This is a genomic window from Microvirga flavescens (genome assembly GCF_003290125.1).
Classification (GTDB): domain Bacteria; phylum Pseudomonadota; class Alphaproteobacteria; order Rhizobiales; family Beijerinckiaceae; genus Microvirga; species Microvirga flavescens.
Genome location: NZ_QMKH01000003.1, coordinates 340,274 through 366,295, shown reverse-complemented (window position 1 = coordinate 366,295; position 26,022 = coordinate 340,274). Strand labels below are relative to the sequence as shown.

Below are 26,022 nucleotides of genomic sequence, written 5' to 3'. Positions count from 1 at the left end.
GATGCGCTATCTTCCCCTCTCCGAAACCGATCGCGGCGAGATGCTCGCGCGGGTCGGGGTCAAGTCGGTGGACGATCTGTTCGCCGACATCCCGAAGGACAAGCTCCTCAAGGCGCCTGTCGATCTGCCGCGCCGCAAGGGCGAACTGGAAGTCGAGCGCATCCTGTCGCGCATGTCGTCGAAGAACATCTCCGCCTCGAGCGTGCCGTTCTTCGTCGGCGCGGGCGCTTACAAGCACCATGTTCCCGCGACCGTCGATCACCTGATCCAGCGTTCCGAGTTCCTGACGAGCTACACGCCCTACCAGCCGGAAATCGCGCAAGGAACGCTGCAATATCTCTTCGAGTTCCAGACTCAAGTTGCCGCGCTCACCGGCATGGAAGTGGCGAACGCCTCCATGTATGACGGCTCGACCGGCACGGGCGAAGCGGTGCTCATGGCGCACCGCGTCACCAAGCGCCGCAAGGCGGTCCTCTCCGGTGGCCTGCATCCGCATTATATCGATGTGGTGCAGACGCTGTCGAAGATGGCGAGCGACGAAGTCGCCGCGCTGAAGGCTGACGTTTCCGGCACCGAGGACATTCTCTCGCAGATCGACGACAGCGTATCGTGCGTCGTCGTGCAGTCGCCGGACGTGTTCGGCAACGTGCGCGATCTCAAGCCCATTGCCGAGAAGGCGCACAAGCACGGCGCGCTGCTGATTGCGGTGTTCACGGAAGTCGTGTCGCTCGGCCTGCTGCAATCCCCCGGCAGCCAGGATGCGGACATCGTCGTCGGCGAAGGCCAGTCCATCGGCAACGCGCTGAACTTCGGCGGACCCTATGTCGGCCTCTTCGCGGCGAAGTCGAAGTACATCCGCCAGATGCCGGGCCGCCTCTGCGGCGAGACGGTGGATGCCGACGGCAATCGCGGTTTCGTGCTCACGCTCTCTACCCGCGAGCAGCATATCCGCCGCGACAAGGCGACCTCGAACATCTGCACGAATTCGGGTCTGTGCTGCCTTGCCTTCACCATTCACATGACGCTGCTCGGCGAGACCGGCCTCAAGCGGCTCGCCCGCATCAATCATGCGAATGCGGTCAAGCTGGCGGATGCGCTCTCCGGCGTGAAGGGCGTCGAAGTGCTCAACAAGACGTTCTTCAACGAGTTCACCGTGAAGCTTGCAAAGCCCGCGGCGGAAGTCGTCGAGCGTCTTGCCGAGAAGGGCATTCTCGCGGGCGTGCCGGTGTCGCGTCTCCTGCCGAAGAGCGGGCTCGACAACCTGCTTCTCGTCGCCTCGACCGAAGTGAACACCGATGAAGACCGCGCGGCCTTTGTTGCCGCCTTGAAGGAGGTTCTGTGATGTTGAACCGTCAGGGACGCCCCACCGCCGCCGGTGACGCCGGCTCCAACGAGCATCCGACCTTCACCGGCAACAAGGCGCTGGCGCAGGTCGAGCCCTTGATCTTCGAAATCGGCCGCACGGACGTGACCGGCGTCGATCTCGACGAGCCCGCTTCCTTCACGCCGCGCCTCGGCGGGCAGGAGCGCAAGGACGCTATCAACCTTCCCGGTCTCTCCGAGCCGGAGGCCATGCGCCATTACGTGCGCCTGAGCCAGATGAACTACGGCATCGACACGGGTCTCTTCCCGCTCGGTTCCTGCACCATGAAGCACAATGCGCGTCTCAACGAGCGCATGGCCCGCCTGCCGGGCTTCTCCGACGCGCATCCGCTGCAGCCGGTTTCGACCGCGCAGGGCGCGCTGGAACTCATGAAGGAACTCGCGCACTACCTGATGACGCTTACCGGCACGAAGGCGGTTTCGCTGTCGCCGAAGGCGGGCGCGCATGGCGAGCTTTGCGGCATGATGGCAATCAAGGCCGCTATCGAAGCCAAGGGCGAGGGCAAGACCCGCAACGTCGTGCTCGTGCCCGAATCCGCGCACGGCACCAACCCGGCGACCGCCGCGCTCATCGGCTTCGTCGTGAAGCCGGTTCCCGCGCGCGATGACGGCTGGGTGCATGTGGACGACGTGAAGAAGCTCCTCGGCCCCGACGTTGCCGCCATCATGCTGACGAACCCGAACACCTGCGGCCTCTTCGAGCCGCAAGTGGTCGAGATCGCCAAGGCGCTGCACGATGCGGGCGCGTATTTCTACTGCGACGGCGCGAACTTCAACGCCATCGTCGGCAAGGCGAAGCCGGGCGATCTCGGCATCGACGCCATGCACATCAACCTGCACAAGACCTTCTCGACGCCGCACGGCGGTGGCGGCCCGGGTGCGGGTCCGGTGGTACTGTCCGAGCGTCTCTCGCCGTTCGCGCCCGTACCGTTCGTGCGTGAGAGCAAGAGCGGTCTCGAGCTCGTGGAGCACGAGAGCGACGCGGCGGAGAAGCCCTTTGGCCGCATGACAGCGTTCCACGGCCAGATGGGCATGTATGTGCGCGCTCTCGCCTACATGCTCTCGCACGGCGCGGACGGCATGAAGCAGGCATCCGAAGATGCGGTGCTGAACGCCAATTACATCCGCGCCGGTTTGTCGGATCTCCTTTCGCTGCCCTTCGGCGACAAGCCGTGCATGCACGAAGTGCTGTTCGATGATGCGTGGCTGAAGGATACGGGCGTCACCACGCTCGATTTCGCGAAGGCGATGATCGACGAGGGCTATCACCCGATGACCATGTACTTCCCGCTGGTGGTGCATGGCGCGATGCTGATCGAGCCGACGGAATCGGAATCGAAGTCGTCGCTCGACCTCTTCATCGCCACCCTGCGCGATCTCGCGTTGGCCGCGACTTCCAGCAGCAACGACAAGAGCCGCTTCACCGGCGCGCCCTATCATTCGCCGCGCCGACGTCTCGATGAAACCCGCGCCGCCCGCGCGCCGGTTCTCAAGTGGACGCCGCCCGCGCCGATTGCCGACGCGGCTGAGTAAGAGGCAAGTAAAATGCGAAATGGCCGGGCATGACCCGGCCATTTTCATTTTGGAGCACCATCCATCCGCTTCGTGATCCCGGACGCCGAAGGCGATCCGGGACCGCAAGACGAAACGAGCACATCACGCGGCGTCATTTTGGGTTCCGCCGAGCGCCCGTGATTTCTTACGTCCGCGAGGGTCTGCCCACCGCATCCGTCAAATCGCGCATGTGCCCGATGACGTCATGGGCGCCCGCGCCGAGAAGACGCTCCGCGTGTCCCTCTCCGCAATGGCCACCGCCGATGAAGCCGATGACGCGCATTCCTGCGGCAACGGCTCCCGTCACACCCGCAGGCGAATCTTCGACCACGATGCAATCGCGCGGATGCGCATTCATCCGCTCGGCGGCCAACAGAAAGAGATCCGGCGCGGGTTTGCCGCGTTGCACTTGCGTTGCGCTGAAAACATCGCCGAAAAGATCCTCGAGGCCTGTGACCTTGAGCGAGAGAGCGATCCGTTCAGGCGTTGAAGAGGATGCGACACAGCGCGGATGGGGCAGGGCGAGAATCGCCTCACGGATGCTTGGTATCGCTTGCAGATCCGTTTCGAAGCGCTGGAACAGGGCCTCATTGATCTGCGCGCCGAAATCGGCGGGCAGGGCGCGCCCGTGCTCCTCTTCGATGCGCGCGATCATGTCCTTCATGCTCTTGCCGACGAAATCACGCAGGATGTCGTTGAGCGTATAGGGAAAGCCGAGCGCGGTGAGAAAATCGGCATCGACTTCGCACGCAAGGAGTTCCGAATCGACGAGAACCCCGTCGCAGTCGAAGATGAGTAGCATGCCCCATCACTAGCTCATTGCTCAGGGCGTTTGAAGCGCTCTCGTGCTGGCCTGACTCCGCAAGCCACGGCTGTCGTGCCGGGATGAGGTTGAGCGTATGCGCAAGGGTAAAAACGAAAACGGCCGCCCGAAGGCGGCCGTTGTTCGATTGGTTTTTGCTCAGCTTACTGAAGCTTGGCGCGGACGTCCTTGAGGCTTTCCGACACCAGGGAGGCGGCGGAAGCGCCGGTCAGTTCGCTGCGCAGGACCGTCTCGGATGCCTTCACGGCGGCGTCCACGGCGGCAGCGCGGACCTCGGCCGAAGCCTGGGCCTCGGCTTGGGAGATCTTCGCCTCAGCGGATGCGGTGCGGCGCTTCACGAAATCGGCGAGCTTCTCTTCCGTCTCGCGGGCGAGGCGCTCGGCCTCTTCCTTCGCGGTGGAAACGATCTCGGCGGCTTCTCGCTCGGCGGCGACGCGCTTGGCTTCGAATTCCTTGAGCAGCTTCTGCGCGTCTTCACGCAGGCGCTTGGCCTCGGCCAGCTCGTCGGCAATGCGCTTGCCGCGGCTGTCGAGACCGCCGAGAAGTTTGCCCGGCACACCGTAGTAGAACAGGATGCCCCAGAAGATGAAGAAGGCGACGGCGACCCAGAAGGTAGGATTAGCCAGCATGGGATGTCTCCTTTAAGCCTTCGCGTTGTCGAGGGCAGCCTCGATGGCGGCAGGCGCTGGGGCCTTGCCCGTCAGCTTCTCGACGATGGAGGACGCCGTGTCAGCGGCGATGCCGCGCACGTTCGACATGGCCTTCGCCTTGGTGGCGGCGATAGCCGTCTCGGCATCGGCCAGACGCTTGGCGAGGTCTGCTTCCAGCGTCTTGCGCTTCGCGTCGGTCTCGGCGGAAAGCTTGGCGCGAGTTTCCTGGGCAAGCGCCTGGGCGCGGCCACGAGCCTCGGCGAGAGCCTTTTCATAAGCGGCGCCCGCTTCCTCGGCCTGGGTCTTCAACGCGGCGGCCTCGTCGAGATCGTTCGCGATGAGCGAACGGCGGTTCTCGATGATGCCCGTCAGCCGCGGAAGCACGACCTTCGAAAGCAGGGTGTAGAGAATCACGAACGTGATGGTGAGCCAGAGGAGCTGGCCCGGGAAGGTCTCCGTCGCGAAGGGCGGAAAGCCGACGTCGTGCGCGCCGCCGTGAGCTTCCGTACCAGCCTGGTGGGTCTGAGCCTGTGCCATCGGGAATGGTCCTGGAGTGACGGATAATCCTGAAATGCGGAAGTGACGGCGGCAAAGACCGCCGTCACCGATTAGACGCAAGGCGCGGAGAGCGCCTTGCTCTCCCGATCACCGAGTCGAAAGGATCAGGTGAACAGCAGAAGAAGAGCGACGACGAGGCAGAAGATGCCGAGGCCTTCCGCGAGCGCCGCGCCGATGAACGCGCGAGCGAACTGGCCGTCAGCAGCCGAAGGGTTGCGCAGGGCGCCCGAGAGGAAGTTGCCGAAGATGTTGCCGACGCCGAGAGCGGCGAGGCCCATTCCGAAGCAGGCAAGGCCCGCGCCGAGGTATTTGAAAGCGATAGGATCCATCGTGATCTCCTAGGGGGTGATGATCGGGAGAGGGAAAGGGACGACGCCGGGCCTTAGTGTCCCGGATGCACGGCGTCGTTGAGGTAGATGCAGGTCAAGACCGTGAAGACATAGGCCTGCAGACCGGCGACGAGGAACTCGAGCGCCGTAAGACCAACCGCCATGACAAGCGGAAGAGGGGAGAGAAGCGCGATGCCGATGCCGGCGGTGCCGAGCGAGACCACGAAGCCGCCGAAGACCTTCAGCGCGATGTGACCCGCGAGCATGTTCGCGAAAAGACGCAAGGAAAGCGAAATCGGGCGCGACAGGAACGAGATGATCTCGATCACCGTGATGAAGGGCAGAAGCCAGCCCGGCACGCCCGACGGCGCGAAGAGCCCGAGGAAATGGAAACCGTGCGCCACGAAACCGTAGACGATCACCGTGCCGATCACGAGGATGGCGAGAGCGAAGGTCACGACGATCTGGCTGGTGATGGTGAAGAAGCCCGGGATCATGCCGAGCAGGTTCGCCGTGAGCACGAACATGAAGAGGGAGAACACGAACGGGAAGAACTTCATTCCCTCGCGTCCCGTGGCGTCCGTCAGCGTGGAGGCCACGAAGTCGTGCAGCATTTCGGCGACGGACTGGGCGCGGCCCGGAACCAGGGCCCGCTTACGCGCGGCGAAGAGCAGGCCGACGACGATGACGGCGGCAGTGCCGAGCATGAAAAGGGAGGAATTCGTGAAGCCGATGGCGGGAATGATGGGCTTGACCTGGAATTGCTCGATCGGGCTAGCCATGATCCGTCACTCTCGGTGTTTCTCTGTCGTCGTCTTCAGTTGTCGTCCTTCGGGGCTTTCTGCCTTTGCTCGTATCGGGCCGGCTTCGCCAAGCCCGCCGCTCTGAGCAAATTGAGCATTCCCGCGCAGAAGCCGAGAATGATGCAGACAACCAACCCCCAAGGGGACGTCGCAAACAGCCGGTCGACGATGTAGCCGATAATCCCGCCCGCGATGACGCCGGAAACGAACTCAGCGGAAAGCCTGAAGGCCTGCCCCATAGCGCTCGCGTCCGAGGACGAACGGGTCCGCGATTCCTGAATTTCACCGTGCTGCGCGGACGCTTTTTCGATCCGCGCATCGAGCGATTTCAGTCTCGCTGAAAGATCGGCATCGCCGGAGCTGGTCGACTCGCGACCGTTTTCATCGTTCCGCTTGGTGGGATCCGCCATGGCGTTTTCCTCCTCAAAGCGGCGCGGGAAAAGGTCTTCAAGCCCGGCTCCGAAAGCCGCGCGCAACATATGGGGGAGGGTCCCCCCTGTCAAGGACTGCTCGACAAGTGTTAAGTCTTTGAAATTTAATAAATAAACGTGAATTGAGCGTGGCTTGACCGCCTCAGCGCCCACCTTTTTAAGGCTGAACTGTGGCGCGGCAGAAAGCCTTAGGCCACTTCAAGAATGCGCTCGGCGGCCTGAAGATCCACGGAGACGAGCTGCGAGACGCCCCGTTCTGCCATCGTGACGCCGAACAGGCGACTCATCCGCGCCATCGTGATCGGGTTGTGGGTAATCACGACGAAGCGGGTTTCTGTCTGCTTCGCCATGTCTTCCAACAGGTCGCAGTAGCGTTCGACGTTGGCGTCGTCGAGCGGCGCGTCCACCTCGTCCAGCACGCAGATCGGCGAGGGGTTGGTGAGGAATACCGCGAAGATCAGCGCGGTTGCCGTCAGGGCCTGCTCGCCACCCGAGAGCAGGGTCATGCTCTGCGGCTTCTTGCCCGGCGGGCGTGCGAGGATTTCGAGACCGGCTTCCAGCGGATCGTCCGAATCGACCAGGGTCAGTTCCGCCGTGCCACCGCCGAAGAGGGTGGTGAACAGGCGCTGGAAGTGGGCGTTCACCACGTCGAAGGCGGCGAGAAGGCGCTCACGGCCTTCCCGGTTGAGGCTGCCGATGGCTCCGCGCAGGCGCTTGATCGCCTCGACGAGATCGTCCCGCTCGGCGGCAAGGCTCGAATGCTTCGTTTCGAGCTCGACCAGCTCCTCGTCGGCGCGCAGATTCACCGCGCCGAGGCGCTCGCGATCGCCCTTAAGGGAGTGCAGACGGCTTTCGATCTCGCTCTGGTGGGGCAGGTCCGCCCCTTCCTTCAAGCCGGCGAGTTCGATCAGGCCTGCAGGCGTCGTCTCCAGGTTTTCCGCGATGGCACGGGTCACCTCGGCGAGACGCTGGACGGCCGCCTCGTGGCGGGCCTGCGAACCCGCGCGGGCCTCGCGGGCGGAGGACATGGTTTCCAGCGCTGCGCGGGCGGCGCGGTCGGCTTCGGCCAGGGCGGCCTCGCCGTCGGCGAGGCGGTCGGAGGCCTCTTTACGCTTTTCCTCCGCGGCTTCGATTTCCGAAAGCAGGGCGCGGCGGCGCGTCAGATAGGTGTCTGGGGCTTCGAGCAACGCCTCGAATTCGCCCTGGGCGCGCTCCAGGCGCTCGCCGAGATCGACGGAAGCGCGGGAAGCGCGCTCGGCGCGCTCGGCCCAGGAGCGGATGTCGGAGGCGATGGCCTCGCGCCGACGGCGGTGCATGTCCGCCTCATGGACGAGGGCCTGAAGGGCGGCGCGGGCTTCCGAGGCGGCGGCGCGCTGCTCGGCGACGCGGGTGCGCTCTTCCAGAAGCCGGCTTTCAAGATCCGGGCCGGGGGCGAGGTCTTCGAGGGCTTCTTGCGCGTCGCGAACGCGCTCCTGCGCCTCGCTCTCGCTGGCGGTCAGGCGGGTAAGGCCTTCCTGCAGGGCGGAACGGCGCTGGCCGAGCTCGGCTTCCCGACGCTCGGCGGTAGCGAGGCGCTGGCGCGTACCGTCAAGCGCCTGCCGGGCCTGCCGGGCAGCCTCGATGGCCTGCATTTCGTGGGAGGCGGCGGTGCGGACGGTGGCCAGAGCGTCCTCGGCCTGCAGGCGAAAATGCTCGGCGGCCTCGCGCGCCTCGGCGGCTTCGCGCTCAAGATCGCCCAAGCGATTCTTCTCCGCCAGACGGCGGGCGGCGGCGGAGGGCGCTTCGGCGGCGGTGGTGAACCCGTCCCACCGCCATAAGTCACCCTCGCGGGAGACGAGGCGCTGGCCCGGCTTCAACTCGCCGCGCAGGCGAAGGCCATCGATTCGCTCCGCCACGCCGATCTGCTTCAGGCGGCGCTGGAGAGCTGCCGGAGCCTTGGCGACATCGGCGAGGGATTGCACGCCGGCGGGCAGGGCCGGATCGCTCTCGCCCAGGCCCGTATTGGCCCAATGAGACGGTGCTGAGGGGTTCGTCGAGGCATCGAGATCCTCGCCGAGTGCTGCGCCGAGTGCCGCCTCGAAGCCCTTCTGGACGCTGATCTGGTCCAAGGCCGGGGGCCACATCTCGCTCGATTCGGTGGCGAAAAGCTTGGCGAGGGTCAGCGCCTCGGTTTCCAAACGCTGCGCGTTGCGCTCGGCCTCCTGCAAGGGCTGGCGCAGGCGGTTCTCGGTCTCGCGGGCGGAGGCAAGGGCCTCGCGCGCGGTGATGACCGATTCTTCCGCTTCCTGAGCAATTTCCTCGGCGATAGCGACTTCTTCGCGCAGGGATTCGGCGGAAGGCCCTTCATCGCCGGTGGAGGCCATGAGGGCCTCAATGTCGCGCTCGAGGCGCTCTCTTTCGGCGGCGAAGCGGCTTGCGCGCTCCATCTCCTCGCGCACGGCACGCTCGAGGGCGGCGCGGCGGGCGTTGAGGTCGGACACCTGGGACTGGAGGGCGGCAAGCGTATTTTCCGCCTCTGCCAGTTCCTCCTCGACGTTGCGCAGGCGCTCCTCGGCCTCGGCCCGGGCCTCGCCCGCGCCGTCGGTCGATTGGGTGAGTTCCGCTTCCTCCGCCCTCAGGCGCTCGATGGTCGCCTGCGCGTCTCCGTGCAGGGCAGCCTCGCGGGCGGTGTCGCGGTTGAGGTCGGCGATATGCCGCTCGAGTTCGGTCACGCGGTCCTTCGACCGGCGCTCCTCGTTGTCGAGGTCGTTGCGAGCGAGAGTCAGCCGCTGCAGGGCCGCTGCGGCGACGGCTTCCGCCTCGCGCAGCGCCGGGATCGCGTGGGCCGCGATGGCCTGTGCGGTGGCGGTGCGGGTCTGTTCCTCGGTCGCATCCGCGACGGCCTTGAGGTTGTCGCCCGCCTGCTGCTCGGAAAGCTGCGCCTGCTCGCGCGCATCGGCGAAGGCGATGGCGTATTGCAGCGCCTCGAGGCGACGGATTTCCGCCGAGAGGTTTTTATAGCGCGAGGCCTGCCGGCCCTGGCGCTTGAGGTTTTCGATCTGCGATTCAAGCTCGCGCAGCACGTCTTCCACGCGCACGAGGTTGTCTTCCGCCGCTTTGAGGCGCAGTTCCGCCTCGTGGCGGCGGGCATGGAGGCCCGCGATGCCGGCGGCGTCTTCCAGAATGCGGCGGCGGGCCTGGGGCTTTGCCGAAATGATCTCGCTGATCTGGCCCTGCCGCACGAGGGCGGGCGAGCGCGCGCCGGTGGCGGCGTCCGCGAACAGGATCTGCACGTCTCGGGCGCGCACTTCCTTGGCGTTGATCTTGTAGGTCGAGCCTTCCTCGCGCTCGATCTTGCGCGAGATTTCCAGGATGTCCGTATCGTTGAAGGCGGCGGGCGCGGTGCGCTCGGCATTGTCGATGGTGAGCGTCACTTCCGCCGAATTGCGCGCGGGGCGGGAGCCCGAACCGGAAAAGATGACATCATCCATTCCGGTGGCGCGCATATTCTTGTGGGAATTCTCGCCCATGACCCAGCGCAGCGCCTCGACGAGGTTCGATTTGCCGCAACCGTTCGGCCCGACCACGCCGGTCAAACCCGGCTCGATCAGGAACTCCATCGGCTCGACGAAGGTCTTGAAACCCGCGATGCGGAGGCGCGTCAGTTTCATGGGCGCGCCTCACCGTTCCGCCTCAAAAGGGCGGTTCTCGGGGAGTTACTCTCCCAAAAGCGGCTTGATGATCTTCTCAAGCTCATCGATCGACATGCTTCCGGCTTGACGCTGGCCATTGATGAAGAAGGTCGGGGTGGAGTCGACCTTGAAGGTCTCGATACCCCGGTTCTTCACCGCGTTCACCGCGTCATAAAGTTTTTGGTCCCGCAAGCAAGCGTCGAATTTCTCTTGTGAAAAACCTGCCTGCCGCAGCAATTGCCGCAGGGCGTCGAGGGGCTTGTCCGTGAAAGCCCAGTTTTTCTGCTGGTCGAACAGCATGTCGCTGACCGGGTAATATTTCGCGTCGCCGTCGCAGCGGGCGAGCATGAAACCGGCCGTGGCCAAGGGATCGAGCGGGAATTCACGCAAGACGAAGCGCACCTTGCCGGTGTCGATATAGCGCTTCTTCAACTCGGGGTAGGTCGTGGCGTGGAAGTTCGCGCAGTGGGAGCAGGTCAGCGAGGCGTACTCGATGATGGTCACCTTCGCGTTTTCCGGGCCGAGCACCACGTCGCCGAGCGGGCCCTGAACCGCAAGGTCCGCCACGGACGCGTTTTGCGCGAGGGCCGGAAGGCTGGAGACGAGAGCGGCCGAGCCGGCCACGGTTCCGAGAAGGTGAAGCGCTTGGCGCCGGGTGATCATCTGAAAAAGGCTCCGTAAGAAGTCATCCATGCGGTAGAACGGGACGAGGCCCGAGGCAAGCGCCTCACTCCTCACGCTTTCGTGGGCGGGCGGCCTTTGCCGTTCCGACGACCGCGGTGCCGAGGCGCTCCAGCGCGGCCTTCAGGCCCTCCTCCTCGATGGGACCGACGGCATTGCCGATGCGTTGGCGATCCTCATCACCGACGACGGGCATGGGGGGCTTCTGCGGTTTGACCCGCCGCACCGGCCCTTGTTTCAGGACGATCTTGCCGATGCAGCGCCAGCCGTAATGGGCGTTGACGCGCTCGATGACGATCGGGCTCAGGTGCTGGAGTTCGAGGGCGAAAGCGCTTTCCACACGCACGATGAGGGTCGCAGGCTCCGGGCGCGCCTCGGGATCGGCGTTCGGCCCCTTCCGCTTCCACTCGATCTTCAGGGGCTGCGTGAATTCCGCCAGGCGCTCACCCACGATCTCGGGCCACGCCACGAGCACGTCCGACGTGGCAAAGCCCTGCGCGGCAAGGCTCGGGCCGAGGCACACGTCGATGAAATCGGCGAGCGGTTTCGAGAAGGGTTTTCGCCGGGGGCTCGGCTTTCGCATTGTGGCTATCTGAAACTGCGCCAAAAGCGGCGCTGGAATATTCCGTCAGGATCGGTATTGCAGATCGCATGTCAACGCCCGCGGCGCGAGTCGCCAAGCCCCGCGCATCCGATCTTCTCGACTGGTACGACCGTCACCGGCGCGACCTACCCTGGCGCGCGAAGCCGGGCGAGACGGCCGATCCCTATCGCGTCTGGCTGTCGGAGATCATGCTGCAGCAGACCACGGTGGTCGCGGTCAAACCCTTCTATCTCAAGTTTCTCGAACGCTTCCCAACGGTTCAGGCGCTGGCTCAGGCTCAGGAAGAGGCGGTGATGCAGGCCTGGGCCGGGCTCGGCTATTATTCCCGCGCCCGCAATCTCCACGCCTGTGCCAAGGTGGTGGTGGCGCGCTATGGCGGGCGCTTTCCCGCGACCGAATCGGAATTGCTCAACCTGCCCGGCATCGGGGCCTACACGGCGGCGGCGGTGGCGGCGATCGCGTTCGATGAGCCCGCCGCGGCAGTGGACGGCAACGTGGAGCGGGTTCTCTCCCGCATCCATATGCTCGATGAGTCGTTGCCGAAGGCAAAGCCCGCCATCAAGGCGCTGACGGAAGAGCTGGTGCCGGCGAGCCGCCCGGGTGATTTCGCACAAGCCCTGATGGATCTCGGTGCGACCATCTGCACACCGAAGCGCCCGGCCTGCGCGCTCTGCCCCTGGATGGCGCCCTGTCAGGCGCGGGAGCAGGGCTTGCAGGAAACCTATCCCCGCAAGGAAAAGAAGGTGGAGGGCCAGCTCAGACGCGGCGCGGCCTTCGTCGTGCTACGGGCCGACGACACCATTCTCCTGCGCACCCGCCCGCCCAAGGGTCTTCTCGGCAGCATGGCCGAGCCGCCGACCAGTGAATGGGACCCCACCTACGAACCCTCTCGCGCCGTGCTCGATGCTCCCATCGAGGCCCGCTGGCAGCGCCTGCCCGGCTCGGTGCGCCACGTCTTCACCCATTTCCCGCTGGAGCTGACGGTGCTCTTCGCGAAGGTGCCGCGCGGAACGCCCGCCCCGCACGACATGCGCTGGACACCCCGGCTGAAGCTTTACGAGGAAGCGCTCCCCGGCGTGATGAAGAAAGCCCTCGTCCACGCCCTCGGCGACCTGCCGGGAGAGCTCGCGAAGGTGAAGAAGGTTTAGAGACTCCGATCCGAGGATAGCGTCTCCGATGCTTGCTGGATCCTCCTTCGAGACGCCGTGTTTGACGGCTCCTCAGGATGAGGTTCAGTGGGTGACGCCGGAGCAGCGGGCGGTCCGCACTCTCCCCGTAAGCCTCGTCCTGAGGAGGTGCGTTGGCACCGTCTCGAAGGACGAGACGTCTCCAGCGCGCTGGAAGCGCGTCACGCCGAGGCCAGCGCCATACTGCCTCTTTCCCCGCTCAGCACCGCCGCCTCACTCCTGAACAGTGCCGCGATGGCATTGCTCACGCGCTTCACGTTGGCGCGGTTGCGGCTGCGCTGGTGGGTGAGGAGAAACACGTCCTCGATCAGGTCCTCGCGCGGTTCGGCGACGCGCACGAGCCCGGGATCGGCATCGCCGAGCCAGCACGGCAGCATCGCCGCACCAAGGCCCGCCTTCGCCGCCTGATAGCGGATCGGCATGTCGCCGATGCGGGCGGCGATGGGAATGTGGCGCTCCTCAGCAAAATCGGTGGTGAAGGCCGCCTGCCGGGAAAGCGACGGATCCTCCGTCGGCGCGATCACGGCCTGCGGCTGAGGGGAGGAGGCGTAGATCGCAAAAGCGATGACGCCGACCTTGCGGACGAGAAGGTTGTCATCGGGCTCCGGCAGGCGGCGCATTCTGAGCGCGATGTCGGCCTCGCCCGCCGCAAGATCGAGGCGGCGGCGCGTCGGGATGTAGGTGATCTCGCAGGGCGCGGCGGCGCGCGCCAGTGCCGCGGCGTGGGAGGAGAGAAACATGGTGGCCGACGCTGTCGCGGTGACGCGCACCGGCGCGTCAGGGTCGGGGCGGTAGGCGGCGGCGGTCTTCGGCACGGCGCTCGCGGCTTCCGCCATCGGGGAGGCGGCCTCCAGCACCGCCTTGCCCGCCTCCGTCAGGTCGAGCCGGTTCGGGCCGCGCTGGAACAGCACGACGCCGAGCGCCTCTTCCAGCATGCGGATACGCCGGGCGATGGTCGGCTGGCTCTGGCCGAGCGCCTTGCCCGCGCCGTTCATCGATCCATGAGCCACCACGGCCAGAAAGATCTTGAGGTCATCCCAGGAGGGCTCGGCGGCGCTGAGCCAGGATGCGTCGATAACAGAAGAAGCCATGAGACGATGCTAAAGCGCTTCGGGCGGTTCGGCATAGGGGTAACTTTTGCATGAGGGGCCGATGATGAGTCCGATCCTCATGCAATGTGCCGACCGGCACAGCCTGCCAGTCTCGCGCGGCTACCCCACGCCGATGTGGGTGTTCCGGATTGTTGCCACGGCGTTGGCGGCCCGTTCACGTTGCTTACGTTACGTCATATGTCGGGTCGGGCCGCCCCTCTGATACAAAAACGGCCGCGACGGGTGCGTCGCGGCCGGAAATTAGCGCTTGAGAAAGCGGGCGATCAGGCCGCCATCTCCGCACGGACCTTCGCCCGGAAATCGTCGATGCAGACGAGTTTGCCGTCGCGCTTTACATGCCAGAAGGTCCAGCCGTTGCAGGCGGGAAGGCCCTGCACCAGCGAGCCGATCTTGTGGATGGAGCCGACGATGCTATCGAGGGCAAGCGTTCCGTCCGCGCGGACAGTAGCCGTGTAGCGGCGGCGCTCGTCCACCAGCGTTTCGCCGGGCTTCACATGCCCCCCTTCGATGAGGGCGAGGAAGGGCACGCGCACTTCCGCGCGCTTTTCCGGCGGCGCGGCGATGGAGACGCCGGAGAGCTGTTCGGCGGCATCGATGCGCGCCCGCGCCGCCTTGGCATAGGCCGGATCGCGCTCGAGGCCGATGAAGTGGCGGCCGAGTTTCTTGGCCACCGCACCCGTGGTGCCGCTGCCGAAGAACGGGTCGAGCACCACGTCGCCGGGATTGGAGGAGGAGAGGAGAATGCGCGCGAGCAGGGCTTCCGGCTTCTGGGTCGGATGGACCTTGCGGCCATCTTCGCCCTTCAGGCGTTCTTCGCCCGTGCAGATCGGCAAGTGCCAATCGGAGCGCATCTGAACGTCGTCGTTGCCGGCCTTCAGCGCTTCGTAATGGAAGGTGTAATTCTTGGCGTCCGCGCTCTTCGAGGCCCAGATCATGGTCTCGTGCGCGTTGGTGAAGCGGCGGCCCCGGAAGTTCGGCATCGGGTTGGCCTTGCGCCACACGATGTCGTTGAGCAGCCAGAAATTCAGATCCTGCAACGCCGCACCGACGCGGAAGATGTTGTGGTAGGAGCCGATGACCCACAACGTCGCGTTCTTCTTCATCACGCGGCGCACGCCGAGCAACCAGGCGCGGGTAAAGGCATCGTAATCGGCAAAGCTCGCGAACTTGTCCCAATCGTCATCGACCGCATCCACAAGGCTGTGGTCCGGGCGCGTCAGGGATTGTTCGAGCTGGAGATTGTAGGGCGGGTCGGCAAAGACCACGTCCACGCTCTCGGCCGGAAGCTTCTCCAGATTGGCGATGCAGTCGCCCAGGAGAATCTGGTCGAGGGGAAGGGAGGGCGAGACGGAAGGGGGGCTCTTGAGCCCCGTCCGAGGCGCCGGCGCGGTCCGCCCGGTACGCGAGACACTGATCCGGGAGGCGGCGCCGGCAGCCCCGGTACGCGAGGTACCCATGGGTGATCACCGGTTACGCAACTGACAATCCGGATCATGGCTCGTTAGGGTAAAGACGAAGTTTCCAAGTGAGAAAAAATACATCTTATTTTGGGTCGGCAAATCTTTCCTACCCATTGTTTTTATTGAGTTTTTCTCTTAACGGGCGTTAAGGTCGGTTACAGATCCAGTAACCCTTGGCGCAAAGGCGAGAAACTTAGGCGATGGAACGGGCACGGACCCTCGCTCGCAATCGCCGAAAGATGCGCCTTGGTGCTGTAGCCCGCATTGGTGGCGAATCCGTAGACCGGATAAATCGCGCCGAGGCGCACCATCAGCCGGTCACGCACCACTTTCGCGATGATGGAGGCGGCGGCGATGGAGGCGATCAGCGCGTCCCCGCCGATGAAGGTTTCGACCTTGCAGGGGAGCTTCGGCGGATCGTTGCCGTCCACAAGGGCGAGATCCGGCTTGCAGGGCAGGGCCGCTAAGGCCCGGCGCATGGCGAGCAGGGACGCCTGCCGGATATTGATGGTGTCGATCTCGCCGTGGGAAATCGAGGCGATGCCGACTTCCGCCGTCGCCACGATCTCCTCGAAAAGCTCTTCCCGCCGGGCCGCCGTCAGCACCTTCGAATCATCGAGCCCCTTCGGCACGGCCTTGGGGTCGAGCACCACGGCGGCTGAAACCACCGGCCCCGCCAGCGGCCCGCGCCCGACCTCGTCGAGCCCCGCGATGCAGCGATAGCCCGCCGCATGGAACGAGCGCTCGTGCTTGAAGCGCAGGCCGGGCTTCTGACTTTGGCGAATCGGGGCGGTCATGTCCCAACAGAAACGCCAAAGCGGGACACTTGTCACCTCCGCGCCATCGTCGCGGATGGGTGCCCACACAGCCTCACCCTGTAGGAGCGGAGCGTCTCGAAGGGCGAGGCGTTTCCAGTACGCGCTGGATCCTCCTTCGAGACGCGGCTTTCGCCGCTCCTCAGGGTGAGGGTGGGGGTCGGAACAAGATCCTCAAAACAGCGACAGCTGCCCCGCATCCTTCGACGGCGCGCGGAAGAGGTCCGTGCGCAGTCGCGAGCGGCTCTTGTTGAAGCCGAGGCGCTCGGTCGCGGCCTCGAAGCGGCGGCCGACGATCCAGGCGAAGGGGCCGACGCCCTTTTGCCGCACGCTCCACTCGGCATCGTAATCCTTGCCGCCGCGCGCGTCCTGCAGAAGCGAAAAGACGTGCTTCAGCTTGTCGGGATAGTGCTCCACGAGCCAGTCGCGCATCAGGTCCTTGAGGTCATAAGGCAGGCGCAGCAGCACATAGCCCGCCTCCCGCGCCCCGGCCTGCCAGGCGGCCTTGAGGATCGCTTCGATCTCGTGATCGTTGATCGCCGGAATGATCGGCGCGACGAGCACGCCCACCGGAATGCCCGCCTCAGCGAGCTTGCGCACTGTCTCGAGGCGCTTGGCGGGCGAGGCGGCGCGGGGCTCCATCTTGCGGGCGAGCGTCGGATCGAGCGTCGTGATCGAGACCGCGACCTTGACGAGCTGCCGGTCCGCCATCCGGCTCAGGATGTCGATGTCGCGGGTTACGAGCGCTGATTTCGTGACGATGCCGACGGGGTGGTTGGCCTTGTCGAGCACCTCCAGAATGCCGCGTGTAATGCGAAGCTTGCGTTCCAGCGGTTGGTAAGGATCGGTGTTCGCGCCCATCGCGATGACTTTGGGCACGTAGTTCCTGGCGCAAAGCTCCTTCTGCAGAAGATCGGGCGCGGTGGGCTTGGCGAAGATCTTGGTCTCGAAGTCGAGCCCCGAAGACAGGCCCTGGAACGCGTGGGTCGGCCGCGCATAGCAATAGACGCAGCCATGCTCGCAGCCGCGATAGGGATTGATCGACTGGTCGAAGCCGATATCCGGCGAATCGTTCCTCGCGATGATGGTGCGCGGCTTCTCGACGATGACTTCCGTCGCAATCGAGGAAATCTCCTCCTTGAGATCCCAGCCGTCCTCGAAAGTTTCGCGTTCCGCCGTCTCGTAACGGCCAGTCGGGTTCGCGGTTGCGCCGCGCCCGCGCCGCTTTTCGTTGTCGACCCGGTAGGCCGGGTCCACGGCCCGCCGGTGCGCGGCCTCCACGGCTTCCGTCTTGTCACGGGTGCGGATGCGATCGAGGGCCGCTTCGTTCTTGTAGCCGGGGCGGAAGCGTCCGGGTTTGTCCGGTTTCGGAGCCGGCTTGGAAACCGCCTTGGGCTCGACCTCCAATCGGAAGCCCGAAGGAACGATGGGCCGAGGGGCCGGAACGGGCGCAGCCATGAGAGCCTCCTGTGAACTTGGTTCTGGATTAAGGGTATGAATTGAGAACAAATCAAGAACAAAATCAAGACGGCTTCAAGGCGGCGAAATGAAGCGCTATGGTGAAACTCATGATTACTGTTCTTGTCCGGGTGAAGCATGGGCCCGAGGCCCTGGCCGTCACCCTGAGCGCGCTCGTTCCGGCCGTCGCGGCTGGGCTTGTGGGCGATGCTGTCATTCTTGCGGACCGGCCCGACGACAGGATCGCCCAGGTGGCGGACGCGGCGGGGGCGGAACTCGTCGTCACGGCCGTGGAGCCGTGGCGTGAAGGCGCGCGCCTCGCTCGGCGGGATTGGCTGCTCTGCCTCGATGACGGCGACATTCTGGCCGATGGCTGGATCCAGATACTCGAACGCTTCGCCACGTTCTCGGGACCGGACCGTTCGGGCAAGCTCAAGCGCCGCTCATCCGGCGTGTTCGGCAGCGTCAGGGGCTTCGTGCGGACGCTGATCGGCAGCGGCGACAGCCGCGCGGGCGACCTCGTTCACAAGAAGGTCGTGACCGGGCAGATGAAGGCTCGTTCCACGGTGAGCCTCGCAGCCTTCATCGAGCGCGATCCGCTTTTCTCGAAACGCGCCGCTGCGGTGTCCTAATCGCGCGCTTTCGTGCGCTTCAGGTGCTCATCGAGGCGCGGCATGATCTCGACGAAATTGCACGGGCGATGCCGATAATCGAGCTGGCCTGAGAGAATGCCATCCCACGCATCCTTGCACGCGCCGGGGGAGCCCGGCAGCACAAAGATGAAGGTCGTTCCGGCCAGCCCCGCCGTCGCGCGCGACTGGATCGTCGAGGTGCCGATCTTGTCGTAGGAAATGCGATGGAACAGCACCGAGAAACCATCCATGCGCTTGTCGAACAGCGGCTCGATGGCCTCCGGCGTCACATCGCGCCCGGTGAAGCCTGTGCCGCCGGTGGTGATGACGACGTCGATGGAAGGATCGGCGACCCACGCCTTCACTTGTCCGCGGATCGCCTCCAGATCGTCGGTGACGATGGCGCGGTCGCCGAGCCTGTGCCCGGCTTGCGTCAAACGCTCGGCGAGAAGATTGCCGGACCGGTCATCCTCCATGCGTCGCGTATCGGAGACGGTGAGCACGGCGATGGAAAGCGAGACGAATGGGAGGGTGTCAGTGCTCGGCATAGTCATCTCATGGGGGAGTAAGAACGGTTCAGGTTTCAACGAGCTCGACGCTCGATGGCGCGGTCTGGCACCTCTGCCAGAGATTGATGAAACGCCCACCAAAGGCTCCAGCCACAAGACCTGTCGTTCCGACATCGACGATCACGAACCAAACGTCCACCGCTGTCTTTGGTTGAATGACAGCGAGAACTGTAAGAACATACTTGAGGCTAAAAACACCTAGTATCGATAAGAGGGACAGCGGACTTCCCGGCAGCTCGAGCAACTTCTTTTTCTTGTCGACGCGAACTTCGATGCGTGAGGCTAACAAGGCTCCTGACACAAGGCCTAAACCGATGCTCGCTATCCAGATAGCGATGCTTAGACTACTAGCGTGGTACCGCTCAAATACGCCCCAGATCCCCCAGATAGCAAATGCCATCGGAACGATTGAGAGGCGCCATAACGAAGCGACACCCCTGCGCATTGCACGAACGCCGCGAAATATAAGATAGGCTAAGAGTAACCAGGTCCACAAAGGTGTGTTCTTGACGACCGCAAGAAGAAAATACCAAGCTTCAATCATATGTTGCCCTGCCACCGGATCAGCCCGACAATAACGCAGAGAAGGAAGATAGTCTAAATACTGGCTTGCCTGAAATTTGCGACTACAGCTTGCTCGCCCGGAACGTGTCGCAGGCTTGAACCTGCCCCGTTTTCAGCCCCGTCATCAGCCAACGCGTGCGCTGCTCCGATGTGCCATGGGTGAAGGAATCCGGAATGACGGTGCCTTGCGTCTGGCGTTGCAGGCGATCGTCGCCGATGGCCTGTGCGGCGGCGATGGCTTTCTCCACGTCGCCTTCCTCAAGCGCGTTCCAGCGCTGCTGCGAATGGTGCGCCCACACGCCTGCAAGGCAATCCGCCATCAGTTCGATGCGCACCGAGATCTGGTTGGCTTCAGGTTGCCCGACTTCGCGCTGGCGCGCCTGGGCGCGGGAGAGAATGCCGAGCTGGTTTTCGACATGGTGGCCGATCTCGTGCGCGATCACGTAGGCATAAGCGAAATCGCCGCCCGCGCGAAAGCGCGTCTGCATGTCCTGAAAGAAGGAGAGGTCGAGATAGACCGTCTGGTCGTTGGGGCAATAGAACGGTCCCATCGCCGATTGCGCATAGCCGCAGGCGGAGCGCGTCGCACCTGAGAAGATGACGAGGCGAGGGGCCTGATACTGGCGGTTCGTTTGCTGCGGCAGCGTCTCCTTCCACACATCCTCGGTATTGCCGAGAATGGCGGAGGCGAAGCGGCCCATCTGATCCTGCGGCGCGCCGGTCTTGCCCTGTTGCTGCTCATAGCCGCCGCTCTGCTGCTGGAACATTTCCGCCCCGCCGATCAGGAGGCGAGGGTCGATGCCGAGAGCCCAGCCGATGAGGCCCAGAATGATGATCGTACCGATGCCGAGCCCCCGCGCGCCGCCGGGGACCGGCAATCCGCGCCGATCTTCCACATTGTCGGAGGTTCGGAAGTCATCCCAGCGCATGATCGTTTCCAGTTCGAACGGGCATGTTATTCAAATCCGCGAAGGCCGGCACGGTTCCTGCCGTGCTGGCGGCTATTCGCCAGTCCCGGTTTCACCGTCCAGCGCACGGCGCAGGGCCAGAAAGTCCCGCCAGGCGAGGCGCTTCTGCAAGGGCTGGCGCAGGAGATAGGCCGGGTGAAGCGTCGCCAGGGCGCGGATCTCCCGGCCCTCGTCAGTGCGGTAAGAGAACCAGCGCCCGCGCGTGCGCAAGATTCCCTCCTTGAGATTCAGAAGGTTCTGCGCGGCGGGGCCGCCGAGGCAGATAAGGAAGTCGGGCTTCGCCAGTTCGATCTGGCGGGCGATGAACGGCTTGCAGATCGCCACTTCCTGCGGCGTCGGCGTGCGGTTTCCCGGCGGGCGCCAGGGCACCACGTTGGCGATGTAGACCTCGGCGCGGTCGAGGCCGATGGCGGCGAGCATGCGGTCGAGCAGCTGCCCGGAGCGGCCGACAAAGGGCTTGCCGATCCTGTCCTCGTCCGCCCCCGGCGCTTCGCCCACCAGCATCACCCGACTCTGCGGCGTGCCGTCGGCGAAAACGAGGTTCTTGGCGCTGGACTTCAGGGAGCAACCCTCGAAGGCGGCGAGAATGGTCTCCAGTTCCTCGAGGGATCGCGCGTGGCGGGCGAGTTCCCGCGCCTGAACGGCAGCCTCTTCCGGAGCCACCGCCGCCTGTGGCAGGGCGCGGGGCGGGGGAGCGTCGGCGGGCTCGCGGGGAGCGATCTCTTCTCGCCGAACGATCGGGGCAGGGGGCGGCAGGGCCGTTTCCACGAACCGGTCATGCGGCTCCTCGTCGAGGGCAAGGTCCACCCCCGCCTCGACGTAATAGTCGAGGATCGCCTCCAGGCCGGCCTTGTCGGGGACGAGATCTGACATGATTTTCCCACTCTACGCGGGTTGGGGAGCGTGGACAACGTGGAGGGCCTCTTGCCGCACAAGGCAATTTCCTGAATGAAACAGTTCCAAAGTTGACCTAACGGTCGCTTGAGCGGATCGTCCGGATGGTTCATGTATGAACTATCCGCTTTGTGTGCCACGCGCACCAGGAGAAAACCTATGGCCGAATTGCCTGCCCGCGAATCCATGGAGTTCGATGTCGTGATCGTCGGCGGCGGGCCGGCGGGCCTGGCGACGGCCATCAGGCTGAAGCAGGTGGCCGCCCAGAGCGGGGCCGATCTGTCCATCGTGGTGGTGGAAAAAGGCTCCGAGGTCGGCGCGCACATTCTCTCCGGCGCGGTGATCGACCCCATTGGGCTCGATGCGCTCCTGCCGGACTGGCGGGAGGACCCCGAGCGGCCCCTGCACACGCAGGTCAATAAGGACGAGTTTCTCTATCTCGGCCCCGCCGGCGGCATGCGGGTGCCGAACCTGTTCATGCCCAAGCTCATGAACAATCACGGCAACTTCATCGGCTCGCTTGGCAATGTCGCCCGCTATCTCGGCCGCAAGGCGGAAGAGTTGGGCGTCGAGATCTATCCGGGCTTTCCAGCGGCGGAAGTGCTGATCGAGAACGACAAGGTCGCCGGTATCGCCACCGGGGACATGGGTATCGGCAAGAACGGCGAGCCCAACGCCAATTTCACGCGCGGCATGGAGCTGCGCGCCAAGTACACGATCTTCGCCGAAGGCGCGCGAGGCTCGCTGACGAAGCGGATGGTCGACCACTATGCGCTGAACCGGCACAGCGACCACCAGAAATACGGCATCGGCATCAAGGAACTTTGGCAGGTGAAGCCGGAGAACCACCGGCCGGGTCTCGTGCGCCATTCCATGGGTTGGCCGCTGCCGAACGATACGGGCGGCGGTTCCTGGCTCTACCATTTCGACGATAATCTCGTGTCCGTCGGCTTCGTGGTTCACCTCAACTACAAGAACCCGACCCTCTCGCCATTCGACGAGTTCCAGCGCTTCAAGACGCACCCCATGATCCGGGACGTGTTCGAGGGCGCAAAGCGCATCGGTTACGGCGCGCGCGCCATCATGGAGGGCGGCTACCAGTCGGTGCCGCGGCTCACCTTCCCGGGCGGCTGCCTCGTGGGCGATGCCGCCGGTTTCGTGAATGTGCCGCGCATCAAGGGCAGCCACAACGCCATCCTCTCCGGCATGCTCTGCGCCGAGCACATCTTTGCGGCCCTGCAGGCCGGACGGGCGAATGACGAGGTTTCGGCCTATGAAGAGGCCTGGCGCTCCTCGGCCATTGGGGCGGACCTTTACCGCGTCCGCAATGTGAAGCCGCTCTGGTCGAAATTCGGCACTGCCATCGGCGTCGGCCTCGGCGGGCTCGACATGTGGCTGCACCAGATCGCCGGCTTCTCGCTCTTCGGAACCCTCAAGCACGGCAAGGCGGATTATGAGACCCTCAAGCCGCTCTCCGAGGTGAAGCCCATCGCCTATCCAAGGCCGGATGGCGTCCTGACCTTCGACAAGCTCTCCTCGGTGTTCCTCTCGAACACCAACCACGAGGAAGACCAGCCGCCACACCTTCAGGTGAGGGACATGGGGCTGCAGGTGCGCTCGGAACACGATGTGTTCGGCGGTCCCTCCCGGCTTTATTGCCCGGCGGGGGTCTATGAATGGGTCGGGGAGGGGGCGGACCTGCGCTACCAGATCAACGCGCAGAACTGCGTCCACTGCAAGACGTGCGATATCAAGGACCCGAACCAGAACATCAACTGGGTGACGCCCGAGGGCGGCGGCGGGCCGAATTACGTGAATATGTAACGAGAGCATTTTCAAGAAAAGTGGCCGCCACTTTTCGTGAAGAAAATGCGTTAAATCAGAAAGTTAGAGCAAAATTCCGATTTCGCATGATCGAATTTTGCTCGAGGCGCGAGAGCGCGGCGGTGACCGGAACGAGCTGAAAAAGCCGTTTCCGGTCACGATCCTGCCACTTCCGCAAAAGAATATCGCAGCGCGGCAAAGTCACCCTTGCCGACGCAACCTGGAACGGCCATTCTCCGGCCTGAATTGGCGCGCATCCGGAACGGGTGTCGCGATGATTGGAGCCACGCTTCGTGCCAAATGTGAAGTCGACCTCGGTCCGCCGGGGGCTGTCTGTTCTTGTGCTGTCGTTTGCGAGTCTTGCGGCCTTGCCCGCGCTCGCCGTGAGTACCGATCCGAAGGAAGCCGTTCATCCCGCCGCCTCGCTGGAGGGTAATTACCTCGCGGCCTATGTGGCCGGCATGGCGCGCGATACGGATGCGGCGACGATCTTTTACCGTCACGTTATCGAGGGCGACCCACGCAATCAGGAGCTGATGGAGCGTGCCTTCGTGGCGTTTCTCGCCAATGGCTCGATGCCCGATGCCTTCAAGTCTGCCGAGCGGTTGGTGGCGCGCAACCCCGCCAACGGCCTGGCTCAGTTCACCCTGGGCGTGCGCTCCCTCAAGGGAGGCAAATACGCACAGGCCCGCACCAGCCTGAATCAGGGCGGGCGTGGCCGGGCGGTCGATATCACCGCCACCCTGCTCTCGGCCTGGGCGCAGGCTGGCGCCGGCAACGGCAAGGCGGCCCTCGCCCTCGTGGACAAGCTCAAGAATGAGCAGGCCTTCAGCCAGTTTCGTGAATATCACGCGGCCCTGATCGCCCAGTACACCGGCAACACGGCGGAAGCGGAGAAGCGCTTCAAGAACGCCTATGAAAACGGACGCAACACGCTCCAGATCGTCGATGCCTATGCCCGGTTCGAGGCCGCACGCGGCCGCAAGGACGAGGCGCTCGCGATCTATCAGGCGTTCGAGGAGGCGCTGCCGCGCCATCCCATCGTTCGCGCTTCGGTGGATGCGATCAAGGCCGGCAAGCCGCTCAAGCCCATCGTCGCCTCCGCGCAGGACGGCGCGGCAGAAGTGCTCTACGGTCTCGGCGTCGTCGGCAGCGGGCAGGGCGACGAACTCACCGCGATCATCTATCTGCGCCTCGGCCTTTATCTTAACCCCGAGCATTCGCTCGCGCTCGTCACCCTTGGCGATCTCTATGAGAAGCTGAAGCAGTACGACCGCGCGAACGAAGCTTTCCTGGCCGTGCCGAAGAGCGAGCCGGTGCGCGCGAGCGCCGACATCGCGGTCGGCCAGAACCTCGAACTCATGGGACGCGGCGACGAGGCTGTCACCTATCTGCAGATGCAGATGAAGGAGCGTCCGGACGATGTCGAAGTCGTCATGGCGCTCGGCAACGTGCAGCGTTCGCGCAAGCAATTCGCCGAAGCGGCGGAGACTTACAGCAAGGCTATCGAACTCATCGGCACGCCCGATCGCGGCCACTGGATCCTGTTCTTCTATCGCGGCTCCTCCTACGAACGCTCGAAGCAGTGGGAGAAGGGCGAACCCGATATGAAGAAGGCGCTTGAACTCGTGCCCGACAGCCTTCCTTCCGCCAAGGCGCAGGTGCTGAACTATCTCGCCTATTCCTGGGTCGACCAGAACCAGAACATCGACGAAGCGTTCAAAATGCTGACGCGCGCTGTCGAGCTTGCACCGCGCGATGGAATGGTGATCGACTCTCTCGGCTGGGCCTATTATCGGCTCGGGAAGTATGATGACGCTGCGCGCGAACTCGAGAAGGCGGTCGAACTGAAGCCCGGCGATCCGGTCATCAACGATCACCTCGGCGATGCTTACTGGAAGGTCGGGCGCAAAAACGAGGCGCGGTTCCAGTGGAACCATGCCAAGGATTCGAACCCCGAGCCGGAGGATCTCGAAAAGATCCTCAAGAAGATCGCCAACGGCCTCGACGATGCGAAACCCGCTGCCGAGAACGCTCCCGCTCCCGCCGAGCAGAAGCCGAACGGCGGCTGACGGCGCAACACGATCCGGATCATGATTCAAAGTCATGGTCCGGAATTTCCCGATGACGTCATCGCTCACCACGCGCGCGCCCGCGAAGATCAATCTGACGCTCCATGTGCTGGGGCGGCGAGCGGATGGCTATCACGATCTCGAAAGCCTCGTTGCATTCGCGGGGCTGGGCGACACGCTGAGCTTTGAGCCCGGACACGAACTTGCGCTGCAGGTGTCGGGCCCGACGGCGATGCTAGCGGGAAACGATGCCGACAATCTCGTTCTGAAAGCGGCGCGCCTTCTTGCCGAGCGCATTCCGCATCTGCGCGTCGGCGCCTTTCATTTGACAAAGCGCCTTCCTGTCGCCGCCGGCATAGGCGGCGGTTCGTCCGATGCTGCTGCGGCTTTGCGCTTGTTGGCTCGGTTCAACGATCTGCCGTTGTCGCATGAAGCCGTTCGCGAGGCGGCGCGTCTCACCGGCGCGGACGTGCCCGTGTGCCTCGATCCGCGCGCGCGCGTGATGCGCGGGATCGGCACGGAATTGTCAGCGCCGATTTCATTGCCGCGCCTTCATGCGGTTCTGGTCAATCCACGCGTTCCAGTGGAGACGCCCGCCGTTTTCAAGGCACTGGGTCTGCAGCCGGGGCAGTCGCTTGGAGGAGAGGCGCATCCGTCTATCGGGAAAACCTCGACAGCATCGCTCGTCGAACGGCTGAAGCAGGCGCGCAACGATCTCGAAGAGGCAGCGTTGCGCGTTCAGCCAGTCATCGCCGATGTGTTGAATCTTGTCGCGGAAACGAAGGACTGCGTGCTGGCGCGCATGTCGGGCTCCGGCGCGACGGTGTTCGGGCTCTATGCGGATCGCGATGCATCGGTTGGTGCAGAAGCGGTACTCAAGAAAGCGCGCCCCGATTGGTGGGTGCAGGCGACAAGCCTTCGCTGATCACTACGCTCGCGTTGAAACGAAAATCCCCGGAGCAAGCTCCGGGGATGATGTG

At 64.4% G+C, this 26,022-nt stretch carries 24 protein-coding genes; 7 read left to right on the top strand and 17 right to left on the bottom strand.

The window, feature by feature from the left end:
• Position 1 precedes the first annotated feature (1 nt).
• Positions 2 to 1,342, top strand: a complete 1,341-nt coding sequence (gene gcvPA, locus DQW91_RS09065; RefSeq protein WP_112663262.1) for an aminomethyl-transferring glycine dehydrogenase subunit GcvPA — start codon at positions 2 to 4, stop codon at positions 1,340 to 1,342.
• On the top strand, positions 1,342 to 2,916 hold the full coding sequence (gcvPB, locus tag DQW91_RS09060) for an aminomethyl-transferring glycine dehydrogenase subunit GcvPB (RefSeq protein ID WP_112663261.1): 1,575 nt from the start codon (positions 1,342 to 1,344) through the stop codon (positions 2,914 to 2,916). Before gcvPA ends, gcvPB begins: the two co-directional genes overlap by 1 nt.
• 166 nt (positions 2,917 to 3,082) lie before the next feature.
• On the opposite strand, the gene DQW91_RS09055 is transcribed toward gcvPB, so the two are convergent.
• The 9 genes from DQW91_RS09055 to DQW91_RS09015 form a co-directional block, all read right to left on the bottom strand.
• Positions 3,083 to 3,739, bottom strand: a complete 657-nt coding sequence (locus DQW91_RS09055; protein ID WP_112663260.1) for an HAD family hydrolase — start codon at positions 3,737 to 3,739, stop codon at positions 3,083 to 3,085.
• A 164-nt stretch (positions 3,740 to 3,903) separates the two neighbouring features.
• Entirely contained in the window at positions 3,904 to 4,386 is a 483-nt protein-coding gene (locus DQW91_RS09050) for a F0F1 ATP synthase subunit B family protein (RefSeq protein ID WP_198411829.1), read from the bottom strand.
• Between the two features lie 15 nt (positions 4,387 to 4,401).
• Complete coding sequence (locus DQW91_RS09045) at positions 4,402 to 4,947, bottom strand: F0F1 ATP synthase subunit B family protein (protein ID WP_112663258.1); 546 nt, start codon at positions 4,945 to 4,947, stop codon at positions 4,402 to 4,404.
• A 125-nt stretch (positions 4,948 to 5,072) separates the two neighbouring features.
• Positions 5,073 to 5,297 (bottom strand): F0F1 ATP synthase subunit C, encoded by a 225-nt coding sequence (locus DQW91_RS09040; RefSeq protein WP_027315246.1) that lies wholly within the window; start codon positions 5,295 to 5,297, stop codon positions 5,073 to 5,075.
• A 53-nt stretch (positions 5,298 to 5,350) separates the two neighbouring features.
• Positions 5,351 to 6,079 carry a F0F1 ATP synthase subunit A gene (locus tag DQW91_RS09035; protein ID WP_112663257.1) on the bottom strand — a complete coding sequence of 243 codons (729 nt, stop codon included), beginning with the start codon at positions 6,077 to 6,079 and terminating at the stop codon, positions 5,351 to 5,353.
• 35 nt (positions 6,080 to 6,114) lie between these two features.
• Positions 6,115 to 6,684, bottom strand: coding sequence for an AtpZ/AtpI family protein (locus DQW91_RS09030; RefSeq protein WP_245410964.1), 570 nt, complete (start codon positions 6,682 to 6,684; stop codon positions 6,115 to 6,117).
• 35 nt (positions 6,685 to 6,719) lie between these two features.
• The gene (gene smc, locus DQW91_RS09025; protein ID WP_112663256.1) at positions 6,720 to 10,181 is read right to left on the bottom strand and encodes a chromosome segregation protein SMC; all 3,462 of its coding nucleotides are present in this window, start codon (positions 10,179 to 10,181) and stop codon (positions 6,720 to 6,722) included.
• A gap of 45 nt (positions 10,182 to 10,226) precedes the next feature.
• The gene (locus DQW91_RS09020) at positions 10,227 to 10,865 is read right to left on the bottom strand and encodes a DsbA family protein (RefSeq protein ID WP_112663345.1); all 639 of its coding nucleotides are present in this window, start codon (positions 10,863 to 10,865) and stop codon (positions 10,227 to 10,229) included.
• Between the two features lie 64 nt (positions 10,866 to 10,929).
• Positions 10,930 to 11,466 (bottom strand): DUF721 domain-containing protein, encoded by a 537-nt coding sequence (locus DQW91_RS09015; protein WP_112663255.1) that lies wholly within the window; start codon positions 11,464 to 11,466, stop codon positions 10,930 to 10,932.
• 68 nt (positions 11,467 to 11,534) lie between these two features.
• Between DQW91_RS09015 and mutY the strand changes: the two genes are divergently transcribed.
• Positions 11,535 to 12,635, top strand: coding sequence for an A/G-specific adenine glycosylase (mutY, locus tag DQW91_RS09010; protein ID WP_112663254.1), 1,101 nt, complete (start codon positions 11,535 to 11,537; stop codon positions 12,633 to 12,635).
• 200 nt (positions 12,636 to 12,835) lie between these two features.
• Here mutY and DQW91_RS09005 read toward each other — a convergent pair whose 3' ends face one another.
• The 4 genes from DQW91_RS09005 to DQW91_RS08990 form a co-directional block, all read right to left on the bottom strand.
• Positions 12,836 to 13,765 carry a LysR family transcriptional regulator gene (locus tag DQW91_RS09005; RefSeq protein WP_112663253.1) on the bottom strand — a complete coding sequence of 310 codons (930 nt, stop codon included), beginning with the start codon at positions 13,763 to 13,765 and terminating at the stop codon, positions 12,836 to 12,838.
• 284 nt (positions 13,766 to 14,049) lie between these two features.
• A complete protein-coding gene (locus tag DQW91_RS09000; protein WP_112663252.1) occupies positions 14,050 to 15,243 on the bottom strand; it encodes a site-specific DNA-methyltransferase in 1,194 nt (397 codons plus the stop codon).
• 158 nt (positions 15,244 to 15,401) lie between these two features.
• A complete protein-coding gene (locus tag DQW91_RS08995) occupies positions 15,402 to 16,043 on the bottom strand; it encodes a ribonuclease HII (protein WP_112663344.1) in 642 nt (213 codons plus the stop codon).
• A 192-nt stretch (positions 16,044 to 16,235) separates the two neighbouring features.
• Positions 16,236 to 17,519, bottom strand: a complete 1,284-nt coding sequence (locus DQW91_RS08990) for a PA0069 family radical SAM protein (protein ID WP_112663251.1) — start codon at positions 17,517 to 17,519, stop codon at positions 16,236 to 16,238.
• Positions 17,520 to 17,629: 110 nt separating this feature from the next.
• Here DQW91_RS08990 and DQW91_RS08985 point away from each other — a divergent pair, with 110 nt between their 5' ends.
• Positions 17,630 to 18,151, top strand: coding sequence for a glycosyltransferase family 2 protein (locus DQW91_RS08985; protein WP_157961384.1), 522 nt, complete (start codon positions 17,630 to 17,632; stop codon positions 18,149 to 18,151).
• Here the strand turns inward: DQW91_RS08985 and moaB are convergent.
• From moaB to DQW91_RS08965, 4 genes are all read right to left on the bottom strand, one after another.
• Positions 18,148 to 18,699 (bottom strand): molybdenum cofactor biosynthesis protein B, encoded by a 552-nt coding sequence (gene moaB, locus DQW91_RS08980; RefSeq protein WP_112663249.1) that lies wholly within the window; start codon positions 18,697 to 18,699, stop codon positions 18,148 to 18,150. The two genes, DQW91_RS08985 and moaB, sit on opposite strands and share 4 nt — an antisense overlap.
• A 28-nt stretch (positions 18,700 to 18,727) precedes the next feature.
• Positions 18,728 to 19,264 carry a DUF6622 family protein gene (locus DQW91_RS08975; protein WP_112663248.1) on the bottom strand — a complete coding sequence of 179 codons (537 nt, stop codon included), beginning with the start codon at positions 19,262 to 19,264 and terminating at the stop codon, positions 18,728 to 18,730.
• A gap of 82 nt (positions 19,265 to 19,346) precedes the next feature.
• The gene (gene ypfJ, locus DQW91_RS08970) at positions 19,347 to 20,213 is read right to left on the bottom strand and encodes a KPN_02809 family neutral zinc metallopeptidase (RefSeq protein ID WP_112663247.1); all 867 of its coding nucleotides are present in this window, start codon (positions 20,211 to 20,213) and stop codon (positions 19,347 to 19,349) included.
• A 72-nt stretch (positions 20,214 to 20,285) separates the two neighbouring features.
• On the bottom strand, positions 20,286 to 21,125 hold the full coding sequence (locus DQW91_RS08965; protein WP_112663246.1) for a uracil-DNA glycosylase: 840 nt from the start codon (positions 21,123 to 21,125) through the stop codon (positions 20,286 to 20,288).
• Positions 21,126 to 21,305: 180 nt separating this feature from the next.
• Between DQW91_RS08965 and DQW91_RS08960 the strand changes: the two genes are divergently transcribed.
• From DQW91_RS08960 to DQW91_RS08950, 3 genes are all read left to right on the top strand, one after another.
• The gene (locus DQW91_RS08960; RefSeq protein WP_112663245.1) at positions 21,306 to 22,970 is read left to right on the top strand and encodes an electron transfer flavoprotein-ubiquinone oxidoreductase; all 1,665 of its coding nucleotides are present in this window, start codon (positions 21,306 to 21,308) and stop codon (positions 22,968 to 22,970) included.
• A gap of 293 nt (positions 22,971 to 23,263) precedes the next feature.
• Positions 23,264 to 25,042 carry a tetratricopeptide repeat protein gene (locus DQW91_RS08955; RefSeq protein ID WP_245410963.1) on the top strand — a complete coding sequence of 593 codons (1,779 nt, stop codon included), beginning with the start codon at positions 23,264 to 23,266 and terminating at the stop codon, positions 25,040 to 25,042.
• 52 nt (positions 25,043 to 25,094) lie between these two features.
• Positions 25,095 to 25,967, top strand: a complete 873-nt coding sequence (locus tag DQW91_RS08950) for a 4-(cytidine 5'-diphospho)-2-C-methyl-D-erythritol kinase (protein WP_112663342.1) — start codon at positions 25,095 to 25,097, stop codon at positions 25,965 to 25,967.
• Positions 25,968 to 26,022 lie beyond the last annotated feature (55 nt).

Coding starts and splice junctions, on each gene's coding strand:
- gcvPA (WP_112663262.1), top strand. CDS start 2: ATGCGCTATCTTCCCCTCTCCGAAACCGATCGCGGCGAGATGCTCGCG.
- gcvPB (WP_112663261.1), top strand. CDS start 1,342: ATGTTGAACCGTCAGGGACGCCCCACCGCCGCCGGTGACGCCGGCTCC.
- DQW91_RS09055 (WP_112663260.1), bottom strand. CDS start 3,739: ATGCTACTCATCTTCGACTGCGACGGGGTTCTCGTCGATTCGGAACTC.
- DQW91_RS09045 (WP_112663258.1), bottom strand. CDS start 4,947: ATGGCACAGGCTCAGACCCACCAGGCTGGTACGGAAGCTCACGGCGGC.
- DQW91_RS09040 (WP_027315246.1), bottom strand. CDS start 5,297: ATGGATCCTATCGCTTTCAAATACCTCGGCGCGGGCCTTGCCTGCTTC.
- DQW91_RS09035 (WP_112663257.1), bottom strand. CDS start 6,079: ATGGCTAGCCCGATCGAGCAATTCCAGGTCAAGCCCATCATTCCCGCC.
- smc (WP_112663256.1), bottom strand. CDS start 10,181: ATGAAACTGACGCGCCTCCGCATCGCGGGTTTCAAGACCTTCGTCGAG.
- DQW91_RS09020 (WP_112663345.1), bottom strand. CDS start 10,865: ATGATCACCCGGCGCCAAGCGCTTCACCTTCTCGGAACCGTGGCCGGC.
- DQW91_RS09015 (WP_112663255.1), bottom strand. CDS start 11,466: ATGCGAAAGCCGAGCCCCCGGCGAAAACCCTTCTCGAAACCGCTCGCC.
- mutY (WP_112663254.1), top strand. CDS start 11,535: ATGTCAACGCCCGCGGCGCGAGTCGCCAAGCCCCGCGCATCCGATCTT.
- DQW91_RS09005 (WP_112663253.1), bottom strand. CDS start 13,765: ATGGCTTCTTCTGTTATCGACGCATCCTGGCTCAGCGCCGCCGAGCCC.
- DQW91_RS09000 (WP_112663252.1), bottom strand. CDS start 15,243: ATGGGTACCTCGCGTACCGGGGCTGCCGGCGCCGCCTCCCGGATCAGT.
- DQW91_RS08995 (WP_112663344.1), bottom strand. CDS start 16,043: ATGACCGCCCCGATTCGCCAAAGTCAGAAGCCCGGCCTGCGCTTCAAG.
- DQW91_RS08990 (WP_112663251.1), bottom strand. CDS start 17,519: ATGGCTGCGCCCGTTCCGGCCCCTCGGCCCATCGTTCCTTCGGGCTTC.
- DQW91_RS08985 (WP_157961384.1), top strand. CDS start 17,630: ATGATTACTGTTCTTGTCCGGGTGAAGCATGGGCCCGAGGCCCTGGCC.
- moaB (WP_112663249.1), bottom strand. CDS start 18,699: ATGCCGAGCACTGACACCCTCCCATTCGTCTCGCTTTCCATCGCCGTG.
- DQW91_RS08975 (WP_112663248.1), bottom strand. CDS start 19,264: ATGATTGAAGCTTGGTATTTTCTTCTTGCGGTCGTCAAGAACACACCT.
- ypfJ (WP_112663247.1), bottom strand. CDS start 20,213: ATGCGCTGGGATGACTTCCGAACCTCCGACAATGTGGAAGATCGGCGC.
- DQW91_RS08965 (WP_112663246.1), bottom strand. CDS start 21,125: ATGTCAGATCTCGTCCCCGACAAGGCCGGCCTGGAGGCGATCCTCGAC.
- DQW91_RS08960 (WP_112663245.1), top strand. CDS start 21,306: ATGGCCGAATTGCCTGCCCGCGAATCCATGGAGTTCGATGTCGTGATC.
- DQW91_RS08950 (WP_112663342.1), top strand. CDS start 25,095: ATGACGTCATCGCTCACCACGCGCGCGCCCGCGAAGATCAATCTGACG.